13 protein-coding genes are annotated in these 16,410 nt (G+C 43.1%); 9 read left to right on the forward strand and 4 right to left on the reverse strand.

Annotated features, from left to right (window positions below; all coding sequences use genetic code 11):
- Positions 1-37: 37 nt before the first annotated feature.
- The 7 genes from ACG1BZ_RS19655 to ACG1BZ_RS19685 all read left to right on the forward strand — a co-directional run bounded on the left by ACG1BZ_RS19655 (position 38) and on the right by ACG1BZ_RS19685 (position 8,430).
- Complete coding sequence (locus tag ACG1BZ_RS19655) at positions 38-1,012, forward strand: MBL fold metallo-hydrolase (protein ID WP_413663286.1); 975 nt, start codon at positions 38-40, stop codon at positions 1,010-1,012.
- Positions 1,013-1,094: 82 nt separating this feature from the next.
- On the forward strand, positions 1,095-2,927 hold the full coding sequence (locus tag ACG1BZ_RS19660; RefSeq protein ID WP_413663287.1) for an amidohydrolase: 1,833 nt from the start codon (positions 1,095-1,097) through the stop codon (positions 2,925-2,927).
- Between the two features lie 56 nt (positions 2,928-2,983).
- A complete protein-coding gene (locus ACG1BZ_RS19665; protein ID WP_413663288.1) occupies positions 2,984-4,207 on the forward strand; it encodes an MFS transporter in 1,224 nt (407 codons plus the stop codon).
- A gap of 711 nt (positions 4,208-4,918) precedes the next feature.
- Entirely contained in the window at positions 4,919-5,764 is an 846-nt protein-coding gene (locus ACG1BZ_RS19670; protein ID WP_413663289.1) for a pirin family protein, read from the forward strand.
- 862 nt (positions 5,765-6,626) lie between these two features.
- Positions 6,627-7,616: a restriction endonuclease gene (locus ACG1BZ_RS19675; RefSeq protein ID WP_413663290.1), complete on the forward strand. Its 990-nt coding sequence runs from the start codon at positions 6,627-6,629 to the stop codon at positions 7,614-7,616.
- 18 nt (positions 7,617-7,634) lie between these two features.
- A complete protein-coding gene (locus tag ACG1BZ_RS19680) occupies positions 7,635-7,928 on the forward strand; it encodes a hypothetical protein (RefSeq protein ID WP_413663291.1) in 294 nt (97 codons plus the stop codon).
- A gap of 181 nt (positions 7,929-8,109) precedes the next feature.
- Positions 8,110-8,430 (forward strand): hypothetical protein, encoded by a 321-nt coding sequence (locus tag ACG1BZ_RS19685; RefSeq protein WP_413663292.1) that lies wholly within the window; start codon positions 8,110-8,112, stop codon positions 8,428-8,430.
- Between the two features lie 69 nt (positions 8,431-8,499).
- Here ACG1BZ_RS19685 and ACG1BZ_RS19690 read toward each other — a convergent pair whose 3' ends face one another.
- Positions 8,500-8,964, reverse strand: coding sequence for a hypothetical protein (locus tag ACG1BZ_RS19690; RefSeq protein WP_413663293.1), 465 nt, complete (start codon positions 8,962-8,964; stop codon positions 8,500-8,502).
- A 510-nt stretch (positions 8,965-9,474) separates the two neighbouring features.
- Entirely contained in the window at positions 9,475-10,773 is a 1,299-nt protein-coding gene (gene ltrA / locus ACG1BZ_RS19695) for a group II intron reverse transcriptase/maturase (RefSeq protein ID WP_413662121.1), read from the reverse strand.
- A gap of 729 nt (positions 10,774-11,502) precedes the next feature.
- Between ltrA and csrA the strand changes: the two genes are divergently transcribed.
- On the forward strand, positions 11,503-11,712 hold the full coding sequence (gene csrA, locus ACG1BZ_RS19700) for a carbon storage regulator CsrA (RefSeq protein WP_413663294.1): 210 nt from the start codon (positions 11,503-11,505) through the stop codon (positions 11,710-11,712).
- A 167-nt stretch (positions 11,713-11,879) separates the two neighbouring features.
- Here the strand turns inward: csrA and ACG1BZ_RS19705 are convergent, their stop codons facing one another.
- Positions 11,880-13,082: a serine hydrolase domain-containing protein gene (locus tag ACG1BZ_RS19705; RefSeq protein ID WP_413663295.1), complete on the reverse strand. Its 1,203-nt coding sequence runs from the start codon at positions 13,080-13,082 to the stop codon at positions 11,880-11,882.
- A 49-nt stretch (positions 13,083-13,131) separates the two neighbouring features.
- Complete coding sequence (locus tag ACG1BZ_RS19710; protein WP_413663296.1) at positions 13,132-13,977, reverse strand: alpha/beta hydrolase; 846 nt, start codon at positions 13,975-13,977, stop codon at positions 13,132-13,134.
- Positions 13,978-14,197: 220 nt separating this feature from the next.
- On the opposite strand from ACG1BZ_RS19710, the gene ACG1BZ_RS19715 reads away from it, so the two are divergent.
- Positions 14,198-16,363, forward strand: a complete 2,166-nt coding sequence (locus ACG1BZ_RS19715) for a winged helix-turn-helix domain-containing protein (RefSeq protein WP_413663297.1) — start codon at positions 14,198-14,200, stop codon at positions 16,361-16,363.
- The last annotated feature ends 47 nt before the right edge of the window (positions 16,364-16,410 follow it).

The following is a 16,410-nucleotide window of genomic DNA, read 5'->3' on the forward strand; positions in this document are numbered from 1 at the left end:
ATTTCTCGCGTTTTAATAATTACCGGAAATGTCTACAATGCTTAAATCCATTACTACACTGCTGGCTGGTGTAGCTTTTACTGTGAACGCGATTGCCCAAGAGCCCGTGTGGGATGGCAATACAGTCATCCTTGAATCTCAAAAGGTTTCAGATGGCATATATGCTGTAATACCTTCAGACGCCTCTGAAAAAGCTGGCAATGGCTATCCTATTGCAACAAGTGGCGGATTTGTTATCGGCGAAAACTCTGTTCTGGTGATAGAGTCAATGATAAATGAGCGCCTTGCCGAACAAATGATATCGTTGGTCAAGGCTGAAACAGATAAACCCATCAAGTATTTAGTTAATACAAGTTATCACGGTGATCACTCATATGGAAACTATGTTTTTCCAAGCAGTGTATCTATTATCCAACATGAAAGTGCAAAGGATTATGTAGATAACTACTTCGAGCAAGATACTGCGTTCATGATTAGTAACTTCGGTGAAGGCAGGGGAATTGAGGATGTAATACCCAAAACCGGCGATATCTTAGTCCCCAAAAACGGAAGTATTTCTATTGATTTAGGAGGCAAAACTGTAGACATAGATGACTTTGGTTTTGCTCAAACTGGCGGCGATCTATTTGTCTCCGTTAAAGGAGAGAACATACTTTGGACAGGTAACCCCGTAGTCTCTACCAAACCTGCCTTGCCTTGGCTGCTTGATGGCCATCTATTAGAAACATTAGCAACCATGAAATATGTATATGGCGCAATAAATGAATCTACATTAGTTATCCCTGGTCATGGCCCAATTACAAACCGTTCAGCAATAAAATGGCATATTGATTACTTGACTGCACTTAAAAATAAAGTGGAAAAGGCAATTGCAAGAGGACTATCCCTTGAGGAGACGGTTGAGAAAGTTCAACTGCCAAAATACCAAGGGTATGCCCTTCACGGGTGGGTTCACTCTGGATTGAATGTCCCCGCAGCATATAAAGAGCTTTCCTCTTCTAAAGTTAAATAACCCTCTGATCTCATTCCTCCATAAGCGCTTACTATACCTCCTGAGTAGGTAGGTAAGCGCTTTCAAATCTAAGAAATCTAGTATGTCATATTCAAAATATGTATGGCGAAAACGCCTAATCTTAATGGGTGCCGCCACGGTTTTGGCTGCATGTAAAAACGCAACCATCGCAAATGAGGGGGTGATAGAAAATTTCGACAGCGCCGTTTATGCGGATATGATCATTATAAATGCAAAGGTAACGACCCAAGATAAGAACAAGCCAGTTGCCCAGGCCATAGCGGTTAGAGACGGAAAGATTCTGGATGTAGACACCGATGAAATAATACATCAGTACAGAGGTGAAACGACTGAAGTTATTGATGCGAAGAATAGACGAGTTATACCGGGCTTGATCGACTCTCATTCACACTTCTTGCGTAGCGGATTAGCTTATACGAGGGAGTTACGTTGGGACGGTGTGCCCGATCTAGAGACAGCATTAAACATGTTGTCGGAGCAGGCAAGTAGAACACCAAAAGGTGAATGGGTAAGAATTATAGGTGGCTGGTCTCCATGGCAATTCAAGGAAAAACGGTTGCCAACTATTGCTGAAATTAATAAGGCAGCTCCCGACACCCCAGTATATATCCAATATTTCTATAGTGTTGGAATGCTTAACCAAATGGGCATGGATAAACTTGGAATCAACAGCAATACGGAAGATCCAAAGGGCGGAAAATTCGTACGTGACTCACATGGAACACCCACAGGGTTAATGCTAGCACAGCCACATCCTGGAATTTTTTACGGCAAAATCGCAGCTCTGCCAGACACTTCAGAAGAAGTAAAAGTAAATTCAACAATTCACTTATTTCACGAACTGGCAAAATTTGGTTTAACGTCTGTTATTGACGCTGGAGGTGGCGGGTTCGGTTATCCCGATGGATATAGTGTCGCGGAAAAACTGGCCACAGAAGGAAAACTACCACTGAGAACATCCTTCTATTTATTTGCACAGAATCCAGGGAAAGAGCTGGAAGACTACCACAATTGGACAAGGGGAAATAAAGCGGGGACAAACACTGACAGTACTAAAGAGCACGGCTTTGAAATTGATGGAGGAGGTGAGTATCTACTATGGAAAGCTGGAGATTTTGAAAATTTTAGATCCGACAGGCCAGTGTTGGATGCCGATATGGAAAAAGATCTAACACCAATTATTAAGTTACTGGTAGAGCGTAGATGGCCATTTAGGATTCATGCAACCTATGATGAATCAATTACCAGGATTTTAGACGTTATTGAAGACGTAAATAGCTATAAACCGCTACGCGGACTTCGATGGTCGATTGAACATGCCGAAACAATAGGCCTGAATAATATCGAGCGTATAAAGTCACTTGGTGGCGGCGTTGCCATTCAAAGTCGTATGGTATTCCTTGGTGATGACTTTTCTGAACGGTATGGAGCTGAAAAGGCAAAAGCTACACCTCCATTGAGAATGCTTGTCGATAAAGGTATCCCTATTGGTATGGGTACTGATGCCACACGGGGCTCAACCTTTAACCCTTGGGTAGGCCTACATTATTTAGTCACTGGTGAAACCGTCAGTGGCCGCAAGCTCTATGACTCATCAAATCTTTTAACGCGAGAAGAGGCGCTCAAACTTTATACAATTGGCAGTGCCTGGTTCTCAGGAGAAGAGCATATCAAAGGAAGGTTGTCTAAAGGTCAATTAGCAGATTTTGCAATTTTGTCGAAAGATTACATGGAAGTCCCCCTGAAAGAAATCAAGTCAATCAGATCTGTACTAACTGTTGTAGATGGAGAAGTTGTATATGGAGATGGGGATTATCAGTCTTTATCACCAAAACTAGAGCCCCTTCTGCCTAGTTGGTCACCTGTAAAATTCTATGGCAGCTACTGGCCATAAATAGCTTCCACAGAAAGGCCACTTTAAGCAGTGGCCTTTATAAAGAGAGTTAAGCCTTGACTTCCCTTGCCCCATTCAAAAATAAACTGTTTTTGATCATTTGGACTGCAACATTAATCTCAAATACAGGAACATGGATTCATGAAATTGGTGCAAATTGGCTAATGATTTCACTAACCTCATCACCATTTTGGATCGCTATGGTTCAATCTGCAGCATCCTTACCTACACTATTTCTTGCGATTCCAGCTGGTGCCTTCGCAGATATTGTCGACAAGAAGAGATATTTAATAATATTACAAATATGGATGCTCCTGCTTACCTCCATATTATGCCTTCTTACAGCAACCGGATCGACATCTATTTTATCGTTACTGACGTTAACCTTTTTAATTGGTATCGGAACTGCATTAATGGTGCCAGTCTGGTCTTCTATAACACCACTAATAGTAGCCAAAGCAGACTTACCCCAATCCATAGCCCTAAATAGCATGGGAATTAATCTGGCAAGAGTGATTGGTCCAATACTCGGCGGAGTACTTTTGATCTATTTTAACCTGGAGGTACTTTTCGCTTTAAACGCTATTTCTTTCTTATGTGTCATAATGGCTCTTAGCTATTGGACACCGAATAGAAACGGCGCAACAAATCAACATAGTGAGAATTTCGTATCAGCAATAAAAAATAGTCTGAAATACATAAAGCGAGAATCAAAACTTCAACACGCACTGGTTCGAGCGTTGTCGTTTTTTATTTTTGCTAGTGCTCTATGGGCGTTACTCCCCACTTTTTCATCTCAATTATATACAGACGATCCAAAAGCATACAGTTTATTAATGTCATTTTTAGGGCTCGGTGCGGTAAGTGCTGTGTTTTTCACCAATAAGCTCCGCACAATCTTAAAAGTAGATAATTTACTGTGTATCGCATCTATTGGCTATGCTACATCCATGTTATTACTGTCATTTCTAACCAGCTATATCCATGTATCAGTAGCAATGTTCACTGCGGGATTTTGCTGGTTACTCTTTTTATCTCCGCTTATTCTGGCTACTCAGGAAATGCTACCAAATTGGATAAGGGCAAGAGGAATGTCATTTTTTATGGCAACATATATGGGCGCTATGGCTATAGGAGGTATGCTCTGGGGAAAAATAGCTTCCTACGCAGGAATATCAAATACGCTGCTAATTGCTTCATGTTTTTTGCTTGTCGCAACAGTATTTGTAAGAAATCAGCTTGTAGGCCCTGCAGACCAGGAGGCCTTGAATATCCCCTAGCAGAGTAGACCTAAAACTCTTATTTTAATAACTTATGATACCAATAAGGAGCTCCCACTATAGCCTTGAAAAGTCAACTGTCATTAAGCTTGAAAAAAGTAAACCCATAATAGCTATTCTCAAAGGCACAAAAAGCACCCATGGAAGGGATATAAGCTTTTAATCCCGATTGAGACAAAACACTCATAAACACCATTAAACTCTAATCCATAACTGCAAAAAAACCTAAAGACAAGCAAATCACTATAGTATTTATCACAAGAATAGTTGAGTCCAATACATATTCGTTTTCTAACTGCTATTTTATTTAGCCTTCCCGGCAAGACAATTAAAAACCAATATAAGCCCACTTATTGGAACAATAAAACAGATACGACGCTGTAACCCGGCACCTCATTTTAACACCACCTGAAAATATAATATTCCACTCTATTATTTTTGTATCAACATATCTAACAATGACTGGAATCCACTTAACTCAGCCAGCTTCCTCTGACAATTCTAATAAATCGAACGAATACATCTATATATTCATATTTTACTACTGCCGATATGGCTTTAAACTCCCCCACATGGGTCTTTATCTGAACTATGTTCGTCAATAGTCTTCCTTTGAAATTTAGAAGTGGAGCATGAATAGACACAATCAATCTGATGAAGCCTTTGATCCTACCCATCAACAACGAAACCGATTAATTCAAGGAATTTACTATGTTAAAAGGTATTAGAGAATTAAAGTTCTCAACATCTGGTGAACAGGGTTCTGATGGAGCCGGAGTAAAGTTAACTCGCTTGATTGGGACACAAAACCTGGAAATGCTGGACCCCTTTCTTCTATTGGATTCATTCGAAAGCGACAACCCCAATGAATATATTGGAGGCTTTCCCAACCATCCGCATAGAGGTTTTGAAACTGTAACTTACATGATAAATGGAAAAATTAGACATAAAGACAATATGGGAAATGAGGGCATTATAGAGCCAAATGGCGTGCAATGGATGACTGCAGGTAAAGGTGTCATACATTCGGAAATGCCTGAGCAAAAAGATGGATTGTTAAGGGGCCTTCAACTATGGGTTAATTTGCCTAAAGATAAGAAAATGATTGATCCTGACTACCAGGAGTTTGAAGAAAGTCAAATTTCGTCTGAAGCAACTACAAAAGGCCAAAACATCAAAGTCATTGCAGGGACAACTAATTTTGGCACAAAAGGTGTTGTGGAAAATAGATACGTTTACCCCACCTATATTGATGTAACCTTGGCGCAAGACCATAAATTTGTACAGAATCTAGAAGAAACACATAATGCATTTATTTATGTAATTGAAGGTTCTCTAAATACGGGATCAAAGAAGTCAAAGCTGGTTGAGCGTCAACTAGGCATTTTAACAAAAGGAAGCCAAGTTTTAATCGAAGCCGGTGGTAAAGGTAGCCGCTTCATACTGGTTGCGGGGAAACCTCTAAATGAGCCGGTAGTTAGGGGCGGCCCTTTCGTGATGAATACAAAGGAAGAGCTTTTTCAAGCATTTTATGATTTTAATAATAACACGTTTTAGAATTATCATGTGGTTCTACTGACTAAGGGGACTATAACTTGGAAATATTGAAACCGATGGTACTTTTTCAAAGGTACTATAAAATCTAGAAATGGATTCCTAAAGGTAATCAGGATGTACTGAAATAGTTCGATCAGATTTGAGTATAGCATCAATGAGTATGGATAGAATTCGTAACCCAGTATTCGAGCCTTTCATACAATATTTCTTAAGACCACAAATTAGTCTGTCCCGTAGCGATTATGCGTGCCACTATTTTCTGCGTTCTCAAAATAAAAACCGCAAGACCCACGTAGAGAATAATCACGTTTATTATAAGGGTCTCTAATGCCACAACATCAATACAACCTGCAAGCTCCCCCTGCCTGTATAGTAGGCCAAGAGCGAACCAGGGTGGAGGTTATCAAATGTGTTATTGATGGAGCAGCAAGATGATCCACTTATCGTATACGGGAGTTTCAACCACTACTTAAAGCCAATTGTTATAAAATAGTTAGAGTTACAAGCTTTCTGTCTAGCGCCAAGTTTTCAAACCTTTAGCTTTCCTATAGGCTAGTGTCACTCATTAGAATGAAAGTAACTAAAAGAGAATATTGAATAAAGTTTAATTCAGGTAGCAGATTGCATTGACCTTCAAGTTACCTGGAGTTGGTTCTGGTAATAAGCCATTTAAAGGTCGGTAACTCATTAACTTAAGAGTTGCCTGGTTTGTGGCGACTTATTTTTGATCTCCGGTCTTGACACACCTACACCAAGTTTCATTGAATGCTACTCAGGACCACCACTCCTTGCGCAAACTATGTAAGGGTTACAATGTATCGACTAATTGATTAAATGAACTGGAAAATAGGGAACTCGAGGTATGACCAATGCATGGATGATCCGCGCCGGGCGCGGTGGTATTTACAGTGAAGACTTCGAGAAAGGCTTTGCCGCAATCGGTTGGCCACAGCTGGGAGACCTAAGCCAGTATTCAAGCACCGAGCGCTTGCGGGACGAATTCATCAAGATTTACGGCAATGACAAGCCTGCGGCTACCGGCAATGCCCTCGCTATGATCCTGAAATTTCGCGATCAGATTGTCGCAGGCGATTATATTGTGAGCTACAACCCGGAGACCCGGAACTACCTGCTGGGCGTCGATAAAGGGGAGTATCTCTTCCAGCCGGATATTATCGGTGACTACCCCAACCTGCGTAAGGTGGAATGGCTCGGTAAAGTCAGCCGCGACCAGCTGCCCCAGAAAGCAAAGAACTCCCTCGGCTCCACCCTCACCCTCTTCTCCCTAAGCCAGGAAACCATTGATGCCTTCCTAACCATATTCGAGGGCCGTACGATAACGCCCCTGGAAGACGAAGCCGCAGAAACTGATAGCGCACAGCTCAAAGACGAAACCGTGGCCCAGAGTCACGAACTAATCAAAGACAAGATCGCCGCACTGCTGCCCGAGGAAATGGAGGAGTTGGTTGCAGCGATACTGCGCGCGATGAGCTTTAAGGCCAAGGTATCCCCCAAGGGCCCTGATCGCGGTGTCGATGTGATCGCCTCACCGGATGGCCTGGGCCTTACCCAGCCGCGCATTAAAGCCGAAGTAAAACATCGCAACGGGTCCATGGGTGCCCCGGCCATACGCGGCTTTATCGGCGCCCTGCGGGAAGGGGATTCCGGCCTATTCGTGAGCACTGGCGGCTTCACCCGCGAAGCCCGCTACGAAGCCGACCGCTCCACCTTTCCCCTCACCCTAGTGGATCTCGATGACCTGGCCGATCTTATCGTCAGCCATTATGAAAGCTTCGATTTGGAAGGCCGGGCACTGATGCCTCTGGTGCGTATTTACTGGCCAGTGGATTAAGACAGGCAGGCTAGTACCGTGATCGAATATCGCTATCCAGAAGAGAAAACCGTTGCCCTGTTTTTTGCTGAATTACTGCAAGATACAGTGGCAATGGATATTTTAGAACGTGGATATGTAACCACTTCAGAAGAAGCCACTCATCTCAGTAAGTTCTTCTGGGCCATGGTTGAGAAATCCGCACAAGAGTCAGAGCTACCTTGCGAGGCCAGCTCTGAATACTGGCTAGAAAAGCTGTACAACAGCTTTGGCGGATACCTTTTCGAAAAGGGTTATGAGCAGCAGTGGGATGATGAAATTGATAATGCCTAAACTTCAACATCAGAACCATATAATAATGAAAAGCTGCTTTTAAAACTTTTATGGTCTCTGAAAATACTAGCATAAACCTACCTAAGCCTTCTGACATAATGCCTAGCGAAAATTCTCAACTTCCTCTACACCTCGAAAACTCTTTAAAAATTAGAATATATATCGAGGCTTACACATAGTGATGAAATTTAACGAACATAAACTTGCCATCAAAGATATAGCAATTCACTACTCCCACAAGCTAAAAAACCAACTGGCCGAAGACATTCTACTTGGCAAGAGAGATATCACTTCAGCTGAAGAAACTAAACTACTGACTCAGTTTTTCTGGCAAATGGCAGATCAGGCAGCTAAAGATTATCAAAACGATGGACAACCAGATATTGATGTCGACCTTGAGGATTGCATGGAAAAGCTAATGAATATTTTCATCGGCTATACCAAAAGAGCAGGCTTTAACCAACAATGGGTTGAAGAATCCAATAGGATTAACAGCACTTAAAGTTTTTTTCACCATCGAGTCCAATGCCAGCTATTACCGGCCTTTCATCTATCCGTTTCTCTAGCGCTATTATTCTCGGCGACTCAATAAAACTGGCCAACAGTTTCCTGCCATCAGTGAACTAAAATCATCAATAATTCTTCTATCTATTTTTTCTTCATAGACATAATAGACAATAAATCTCGGCTGCTTACTAGTGCCTAACTTTGACTCTTCATAAAAACAGAAGGAAAAGTGTTGAATAACCTCATCACCGTCTACATCTTCATAAGCCACAGTAAGAGAGTCCCATGAAGGCGAAGATATACCCTTAAGTAATTCTTTTTGGGCACGCACATTATGGTCCTTGTAAGCAACAGTCAAACCTGCAAGCTGGTTGCTGGACACATGGAAAGACACTTTCGTATCACCAAATGTTTCCGGTAGAGAATACATAAAATCTGCTTTATCCGCTTTTAATACGTCAGGAATTCCTGCCTGCGTAATCATAGAAAAAGAGGCTAGCAGCAATATTAAAATTCCACTTTTCATCATCCACCTTTCAGCTCTTTTGATAAAACCGTCCCACCTCATAAAAGACGCAAGAAATTCTAGCAAGTTAAAAATACAAATCACATCAACTAGAAAAAAAATCTACAGACCAATATACCAATCACCTGTGAGATATAGAACCAGACAACCAATAAAATATAGGCGCCCAAATAATCTTATTGGATTTTATTCAGTTTTCTTCAGCGTCAAAGCTGCGTAAAATCGATAGATATTTATCAATATTTTGGGCCGTGATCAAATCGGCTTCGACAAGCCAGCAGCCCAAGATAAAACAAGAACATCAAGAGTTGTATAAAAGACCCATTCTCAAAGGAGAACGGTAGCGTGACGTAAGAGTAAGTAAAAGGCGCTGACCCAAGGTGCGGCAACACCCGGGGCCAGCTAACCAAATTGATAGCATAATTATCAAAGGTCGAGTAGACCAAAGGAACTTCCCCTTCGACCTCTCACAGAACCGTACGTGAACCTCTCAATTCATACGGCTCTTCGTATTCAGCACATTTTCAATCTTCCCATTCTCCAGTGTGCAAACAAGCCGCGCATTTGTTGACGAACCTTTCCAATAAAGGCCCAACTCTTGAAACAGCTTCGCTTCAGATGCTTAAACTTCTTCCTAGCCCAACGCATCAGCGTTTGATCAAGATACTTCTGTAACCGATAAACACCATATCTCCGCCCAAAGTGACCATAATAGTTCAGCCAACCCTGTATTGCGGGATTAAGTACCTTTGCCATTTCAGATAGTGATCGATCCACCCAGTTAATCACACGCCACTGCCTAACCTTATCCTTGATCCTCTTGAAAGCTTTAGGGCTCATTGAAGGACTAAATGCGGTGAAGATCTGTCCTTGGCGATTCCTTGCTTTTCTGGGACCAAATCGAAACCCCAGAAAGTCAAAGTGGATCACTGGGTGGGAGTCTTTACGATTACTATTCTTGCAATAGACCTTGCGCGTTTTCTCTGGATGAGCCTCAAGCCCGCAGGTAGCCAGGCGTGCTTTTAGAGCCGCCAGTAAGCGATCCGCCTCACGAGGATTACGACAATGGTAAACAGCATCATCCGCGTAACGCTCAAAAGGAATATCTCTGTGCGTTCTCACCATCCAGGCGTCCAGCGTGTAGTGCAAAAACAAGTTTGCCAGTAGCGGGCTGATTACACCCCCTTGTGGAGTACCTTGTGTTCGCTCTTCAAGCTGTCCGTCCCGATGTTGTACTGGAGCCGTTAACCAGCGCTGTACATAGAGTCTGACCCACCGATGATTATTATGTTTATCTAATGCCCTCAGCAGAAGTTCGTGATTAATATTGTCAAAGAAACCTTTGATATCTAAATCAACTACCCAGATTCTATCCCAGCATCGTTGTCGAGCTCGACGCACTGCGTCTATAGCAGATTTGCCTGGCCGATAGCCGTAGGAGTCAGGGTGAAATACCTTCTCCAATTCTGGCTCCAGCAGTTGCTTAGCCACCATTTGTGCAATGCGATCTTCGATTGTGGGGATACCCAGTGGTCGCAGGCTGCCATCGAGTTTCGGAATATCCACTCGTTTGACGGCTGATGGAAAATAGCTGCCAGATGACATCCGATTCCATAGCTTGTAAAGGTTTTTGACGAGACTCGATTCGTATTGCTCTATCGTTATCTCATCAATCCCCGCTCCGCCGCCATTAGCCTTGATCTGCTTCCACGCTTCCCAAACCGCTCGCTTGGGAATATTGAATGGCTTTGCGCTAATCGTTAATTCCTCCCCATCTGGGTTGATTACACGGTTAGTCGCCGAATACGACAACCCCTTCGCTCCACGTCCATTACAGCCGCTTCTCCACTACTACGGGTTGTTCCGCCCCTGTGACCAGTCTTGGTACTCAACGTCTTGTAGGGCCTCTACTTGACGCTCTTCCTTAACACCTGGACGACAGGTTCTCCTGTTCCACCCAAAAGCCTGCTGTGTGTTCACGCCACCTCTATGCCGGATGCCACTCGGTCGGTAAACAGGTAACCTCCAAGCTTATCCCCGCACTTAGCCAGTGCACGGGTTTTGACATCATCTTGGTAATACGCTTTCGACACCTCATCAGTGGTTCATTTGCATTCGTCTCTACACAACATACCTGACGTATCTCGTACGCCTTTTCCTCAATCGCTTCTAACCAAAGCTCTTTACTCCGATCACCTTGAGGCGGTTTGTTACCACTTCCTGCAAAGCGATAACGGAGGGCCGACCTCCATCTCCTGGATAGCACGTATTTTTTTATTTATAAAAAAATAAATAAAAAAAAATACTCAGGACGCACTGGCTCCATGAATGGTACGCTAGAAACCCACTCGTCTTCAATAAAAGGTTGCACATTCAGTAACCTGAGGCGATTCCCCAAGCACTGGGAGTCTAGCGCCCGCCTTTTCTTCTTTTACGCCTACCGTTCTCGCGCCCCTCCTAATACCTGCAACCGATATTACTTTCCGGACCTTCCCGTTGCGGGAGGTTTGCCAATGCTTTGCGTCTCATTAGGAAACCAATATGTTGATTTTAAACCGCCGTACAGGCGAGAACCTCAGGATTGGGGAAAACGTCTCAATAACAATATTAGAAGTTAAAGGTAATCAGGTGCGGGTAGGTATAATCGCTCCCAAGACCTTACCGGTTCACCGTGAAGAGATTTATAGGAGAATCAAAAGACAACAGAGGCAAGACAATGGGGATAAAAAGCAAATTTTCCCAGTAGAGTGAACCCTAACAATCCTGCTTTGGTCCTACTACTTCAAAAACGATAACTACCGCAACCCTTGTGTAATCGAACAATCTGTCCGGCATTTAGGGCTTCCTTATTCCAAAGGCCCCAAATGCTGGACAGGAAAGTTTAACAGTGCCTAGGCAAGGTCAATTAATGTAACAATTTAGCCAGCTGTACCACCTAATGCAGAAGATGCAAAGGCCGGCAAAATACGTTGTTCTATCAAACCCAGGGTTTTGTCATCATCTCTGTGGCCGGTGATCGCAATCACTAAATCAAGATCTTCAATGGAGATCACATACTGGCCACCACCGCCCCAGCCAAACTTTGCAATATATTTCTTGTTTCCAACCTTCAAAGGCGTTCGCCAGAAGAAGTAGCCGTATGAAAAATTGGTGTAGTCAAACTCATCATCTTTGGGAACAGCTACTTTACCAGTAGCCTTGGCAATATACGCCTCCGGTATTAACTGGTGGCCATTCCATTTTCCCTTATTAAGTACCAAAGTGCCCCACTTAACCATACTGCGCGATGTCATCATGGCTCTTGATCCTGCCTGGGGCACCCCACTAACAGCTTCCTTCCAGTGATAGATATCTATCCCCATCTTCTCCAGCAGCTCTTCTTTAATAAAGTCACTCGCGGTGCCGGGAACTACAGCATCCAGAACCAGCATTGCAATCATTGGGTCTGAGCCTTGGTATAAATAAGTTTGCGAATCAGAAGTGATCGGCTTACTGTGACTTAGATAGATTTGGGCCAGCTTTTTTCCGGTTAACTGCTCTTTGTTTTCCAGTAAGACATCGAGTTTTTCCTCTGCAATACGGATTCCTGACTGCATGCTCATAGCATGATTCAGTGTGACAAGGTCTGCGCCTTTAACAAACTGCTTCCTATCCAATCCTTTGAGGAAGGAAGTGACAGGCTTGTCTAGGTCTTCCATGGTCAAATGACCTAACTGTATCGCCCTCCCAATTGCCAGGGCTGTATAGGCCTTGGTGGCAGACGCTTGTGGGTGAGGAAAATTGACACGACCAAGGGAGTAATAGGATTCAAATACCAGTTTGTTGTTTTGTGCAATTAGCAAGCTATCGTAAGGTGTATGTTGGTTATCAGCTATTTCTAGTGCCAGCTGTTGCAAACTCTCCTTGATTACATCTATCTCACCAACAGGAATACCGTCTTTTCTATCCGCTGGAGTTGTATCAATAAATGCTTTTTTAAGCTTTGGTATTGATCTCTCCAGGCCTGTGAGGTCACTACCATAGTCGGCCATATTTATTTCTGGAGCATGCAAATCTCCTGCGCTCGCAGTGGCGCTTATGCCATACATTAAGCCGATTGCGATTAGCTTTTTAATAATCATCTTAGAGCCCAAATTTATTTATAATTAATATGATTCGATATTCCATTGATTAGTGTTTCAGCTTATCGGCAAGCCAATAAATACTGCGCACGGATGTCTTTGGGAATGCTGTAGTGTGATTCGCCGATTCGATAACCACCGGCTCCAGAGATAAGTTAGCCAATTTTTGGCCCTTTAACTCGCCAACAAACTTTTCTACCGTAGCGCCGAGCTCCTTCTCTAATGCACCGTAAGCAATAAATACGTTTGTTTGCTTGGGTAGTTCCATCAACGGTTTGTTAGGCTCTGATTCAAGCCGGGAATCCATATAAGTGCCTATCAATCTTGATGGGCTACCGATAATGTAGTTTTGAAAAGTATCCGGTTGGCTTATTAAGGCATAAACCCCAAAGAGCCCTCCGAATGAGTAACCGAAATAAGTACGGTTATCTGGATTTGCGCGGTAATTGCTTTCGATATACTTAATAACGTCATTTCTTATAAAGGCGAGATGCTGATGAGCCTCTCCTTTATAGGTTTTTTTATCTTTATTATCTGAGGGTAGTGCTGGCTTAAAGTCCCGATATCGACTCGACCATTCATTTTCATCAGCTGGCTTATCTTTCTGCCAACCAATACCCACCAAAATGGCATCTTCCAGTGCGTATTCAGTAGTGGCCGATAGTATTTCAACTGCCCATAAAGCATCTGTATAGTAAATAACCGGGTGCTTCTTAGTATCACTCTCCTCGTATTTTTCAGGCAGCTTAATAAACAGCTCGTATTCTCTGTTACTGCTGGAGTCCTGAATGGGTATTACTTGGATTGTGGATAACTCCAGGGCCTTATGCTCACCTGCTTCAAGGGCAGCGATAGGTAGCAACAGGAGAAAGGCGACTAGTAAACGCTTTTTCATATCAGTATTTATACCGTTACATGTGATCGGAGAAGCGCTCAATATAAATAAGGAGCCAATGAAACACCTGAAATGCTCCTGATTTTTGGATGACTTTGTGCTGCTGGCATAAAGTTCTTATTTATCAATGAGTTACAAAGCACGCTTTAGATGTAATCAGGGTTTATGCTAGTATCGACGGCAAAAATTCAGCTCAAATTTTGTTCAGGTAGATACATCAATGGCTTTACAATATTGGGTGGGTGACTTCTTTATTGATTTATCCAGAAACCAGATCACCCGAAGTGAGCAATCGCAAACTATCCCCCCAAAAGCCCTTGCTGTCTTAACCCACTTGGCAAAGCATCAGCGAAAAGTGGTGAGCCAGGATGAGCTACTGTCTGAAGTCTGGCCCGATACAATAGTCACACCAAATACGCTGCAAAGAAGTATTGCGCAACTTAGAAAAGCCTTGGGTGAGGATCGAAAGCAGCAGTCTTATATTAGAACTCACGCCAAACAGGGTTATAGCCTGGAGTGCGATATTGTTTGGCAAGATGATGATTCTATTCCTCAGGATAAGACAGCACCGAAAGAAGAAGCTCCCTCCCCCACTTCCCCTAAGCCTGAAATAGATATAACACCGGCTAATCCAAGCCACCAAGCCCAGACTATCAAACCAAATCGATTTCCAATCTTTGCACTTGTCGGGTTGGTATTATTAGTATTTGCTATATTTAAATACTCTCCACCCGAGCAAAGCTCTCAGCTTGTATTTGATCGATTACAGGCAGTAACCGCAACTGACCGCAAAGAATTTGGCCCCTCTTATTCGCCAGATGGTGAATATATTATTTTTAATCGTTATCTAGATAAGCTCTGTGTTAATAAAATCTGGGCCAGGAATATACATACCCAGAAGGAGACGGAATTAACTCCAGAATGGGGTACTTATGGCCGCCATACACTATCACCAGACGGCAAGAAACTGGTATTTATTTCCGAAGAAGACTGCACCATACCGCTAACCCAGAATACCTGTTACAACCTGGTAAGCCTGGATTTTCAAAAGGCATTGGTAAGCCCACAACAACCAAATGTATTAATGCGCTGTAAGAACTCGGCCATTAGGAACCCTGTATGGTTAAATAACAATGATCTCGCTATTTTGCATAAAGAGACTAACCGTTGGCGGTTGATCAACTATTCAGTCAGGGATAATACCAGTCGAGTCCTTTATGATCTGGAGAATGGAAATCTGGCCTACTTTGATTACTCAATCGCTGATGGGTTAATAGCTGTAACCAGCCATCACCAAGATGGCCAGCTTTATATCGATATGCTGGATTCCAAAGGGGCACTTTTATCCAGCCACCCGGTAGACTATCCAGATGAAATCCCCCAGCGCAGGACTATATCCCCTAACTTTTCGCCGCTTAAAGATGAGTTAATCTTTAGCACAGGCCGACGACTCTTCTCTCTTACTTACGATGGAAAGGTCAGTAAGCTCGATTTGCCTTTGGATCAATCTGCCAGCACACCCGATTTTCACCCAAATGGGCAGAGGGCACTTCTCATTAAGGGCCGATACGATAGTGATATTGCATCAATACCGCTTAACCAATCTGAGTCATTCGAAACACCTTCGGAGGAAGATGTCAGCGAACTCTACCCAAGCACAACACGGTCGATTTTGGGAGAAGATGATGGCATTTTCCAACCCAATGGCAACTTGATTGCATTTACATCCAGGCGCTCTGGTGAAGACCAGGTGTGGATAACTGATGGCAGCGATTTACGGCAAGTCAGCCAGTTTCCAATGGATACCAATATCTACGGTATTAGCTGGTCCGCCGACGGCCAAAACATACTGGCGAGTGCCAATCAGGTACTGACTAAAATCTCCCTGGACGGTAGCAGAGAAGCCTATTCACTAGCGCATCCAGTTGACCGACTATTCCAGTGGGATAGTGTAAGTAACCTCGCGCTGTTAACTTTAACGGTTAAAGGCGTTACAAAGTTTGCAGAAGTAAACTTGGATAATCTTGAAGTAAGCATTATCAACGATACCCAAGTTAACTGGGCCCAACGAAGCAAGGATGGCCAGCTGATCTATATGGATCATATGAACCGCTTCTGGCAGCCTGGCCCTGCGGAAGACCAGCTAATCGAAGAGCTGGTTCATCAGGGCAGTGAGAAAAGGTTTGTACTCAAAGAGAATGTGATTTACTCAATCAATCGAGATGATCAGTTATGGTCTTACGACCTCGACACCAGTAACTTTTCTATTTTGAGAGCAGTGCATAGAGATATCGATTATTTGACTGATATTAATCAGGAAAACCTAATGATTACCTATGTTGTTGCCGCTAAAAAAGAAGTGGCTGAGTTATTCTTACGGGAATAGAAATACAACCTGTTTTAGTTTTAAAAAATAAGATGGTTCTCAATAAA

Origin of the sequence: Microbulbifer sp. CNSA002, from assembly GCF_047324085.1 — a bacterium.
Classification (GTDB): Bacteria; Pseudomonadota; Gammaproteobacteria; order Pseudomonadales; family Cellvibrionaceae; genus Microbulbifer.

Bases quoted from the DNA above. Each gene is read 5' to 3' on its own strand.
- ACG1BZ_RS19655 (WP_413663286.1), top strand. From the start codon at position 38: ATGCTTAAATCCATTACTACACTGCTGGCTGGTGTAGCTTTTACTGTG.
- ACG1BZ_RS19660 (WP_413663287.1), top strand. From the start codon at position 1,095: ATGTCATATTCAAAATATGTATGGCGAAAACGCCTAATCTTAATGGGT.
- ACG1BZ_RS19670 (WP_413663289.1), top strand. From the start codon at position 4,919: ATGTTAAAAGGTATTAGAGAATTAAAGTTCTCAACATCTGGTGAACAG.
- ACG1BZ_RS19675 (WP_413663290.1), top strand. From the start codon at position 6,627: ATGACCAATGCATGGATGATCCGCGCCGGGCGCGGTGGTATTTACAGT.
- ACG1BZ_RS19685 (WP_413663292.1), top strand. From the start codon at position 8,110: ATGAAATTTAACGAACATAAACTTGCCATCAAAGATATAGCAATTCAC.
- ACG1BZ_RS19690 (WP_413663293.1), bottom strand. From the start codon at position 8,964: ATGATGAAAAGTGGAATTTTAATATTGCTGCTAGCCTCTTTTTCTATG.
- csrA (WP_413663294.1), top strand. From the start codon at position 11,503: ATGTTGATTTTAAACCGCCGTACAGGCGAGAACCTCAGGATTGGGGAA.
- ACG1BZ_RS19705 (WP_413663295.1), bottom strand. From the start codon at position 13,082: ATGATTATTAAAAAGCTAATCGCAATCGGCTTAATGTATGGCATAAGC.
- ACG1BZ_RS19710 (WP_413663296.1), bottom strand. From the start codon at position 13,977: ATGAAAAAGCGTTTACTAGTCGCCTTTCTCCTGTTGCTACCTATCGCT.
- ACG1BZ_RS19715 (WP_413663297.1), top strand. From the start codon at position 14,198: ATGGCTTTACAATATTGGGTGGGTGACTTCTTTATTGATTTATCCAGA.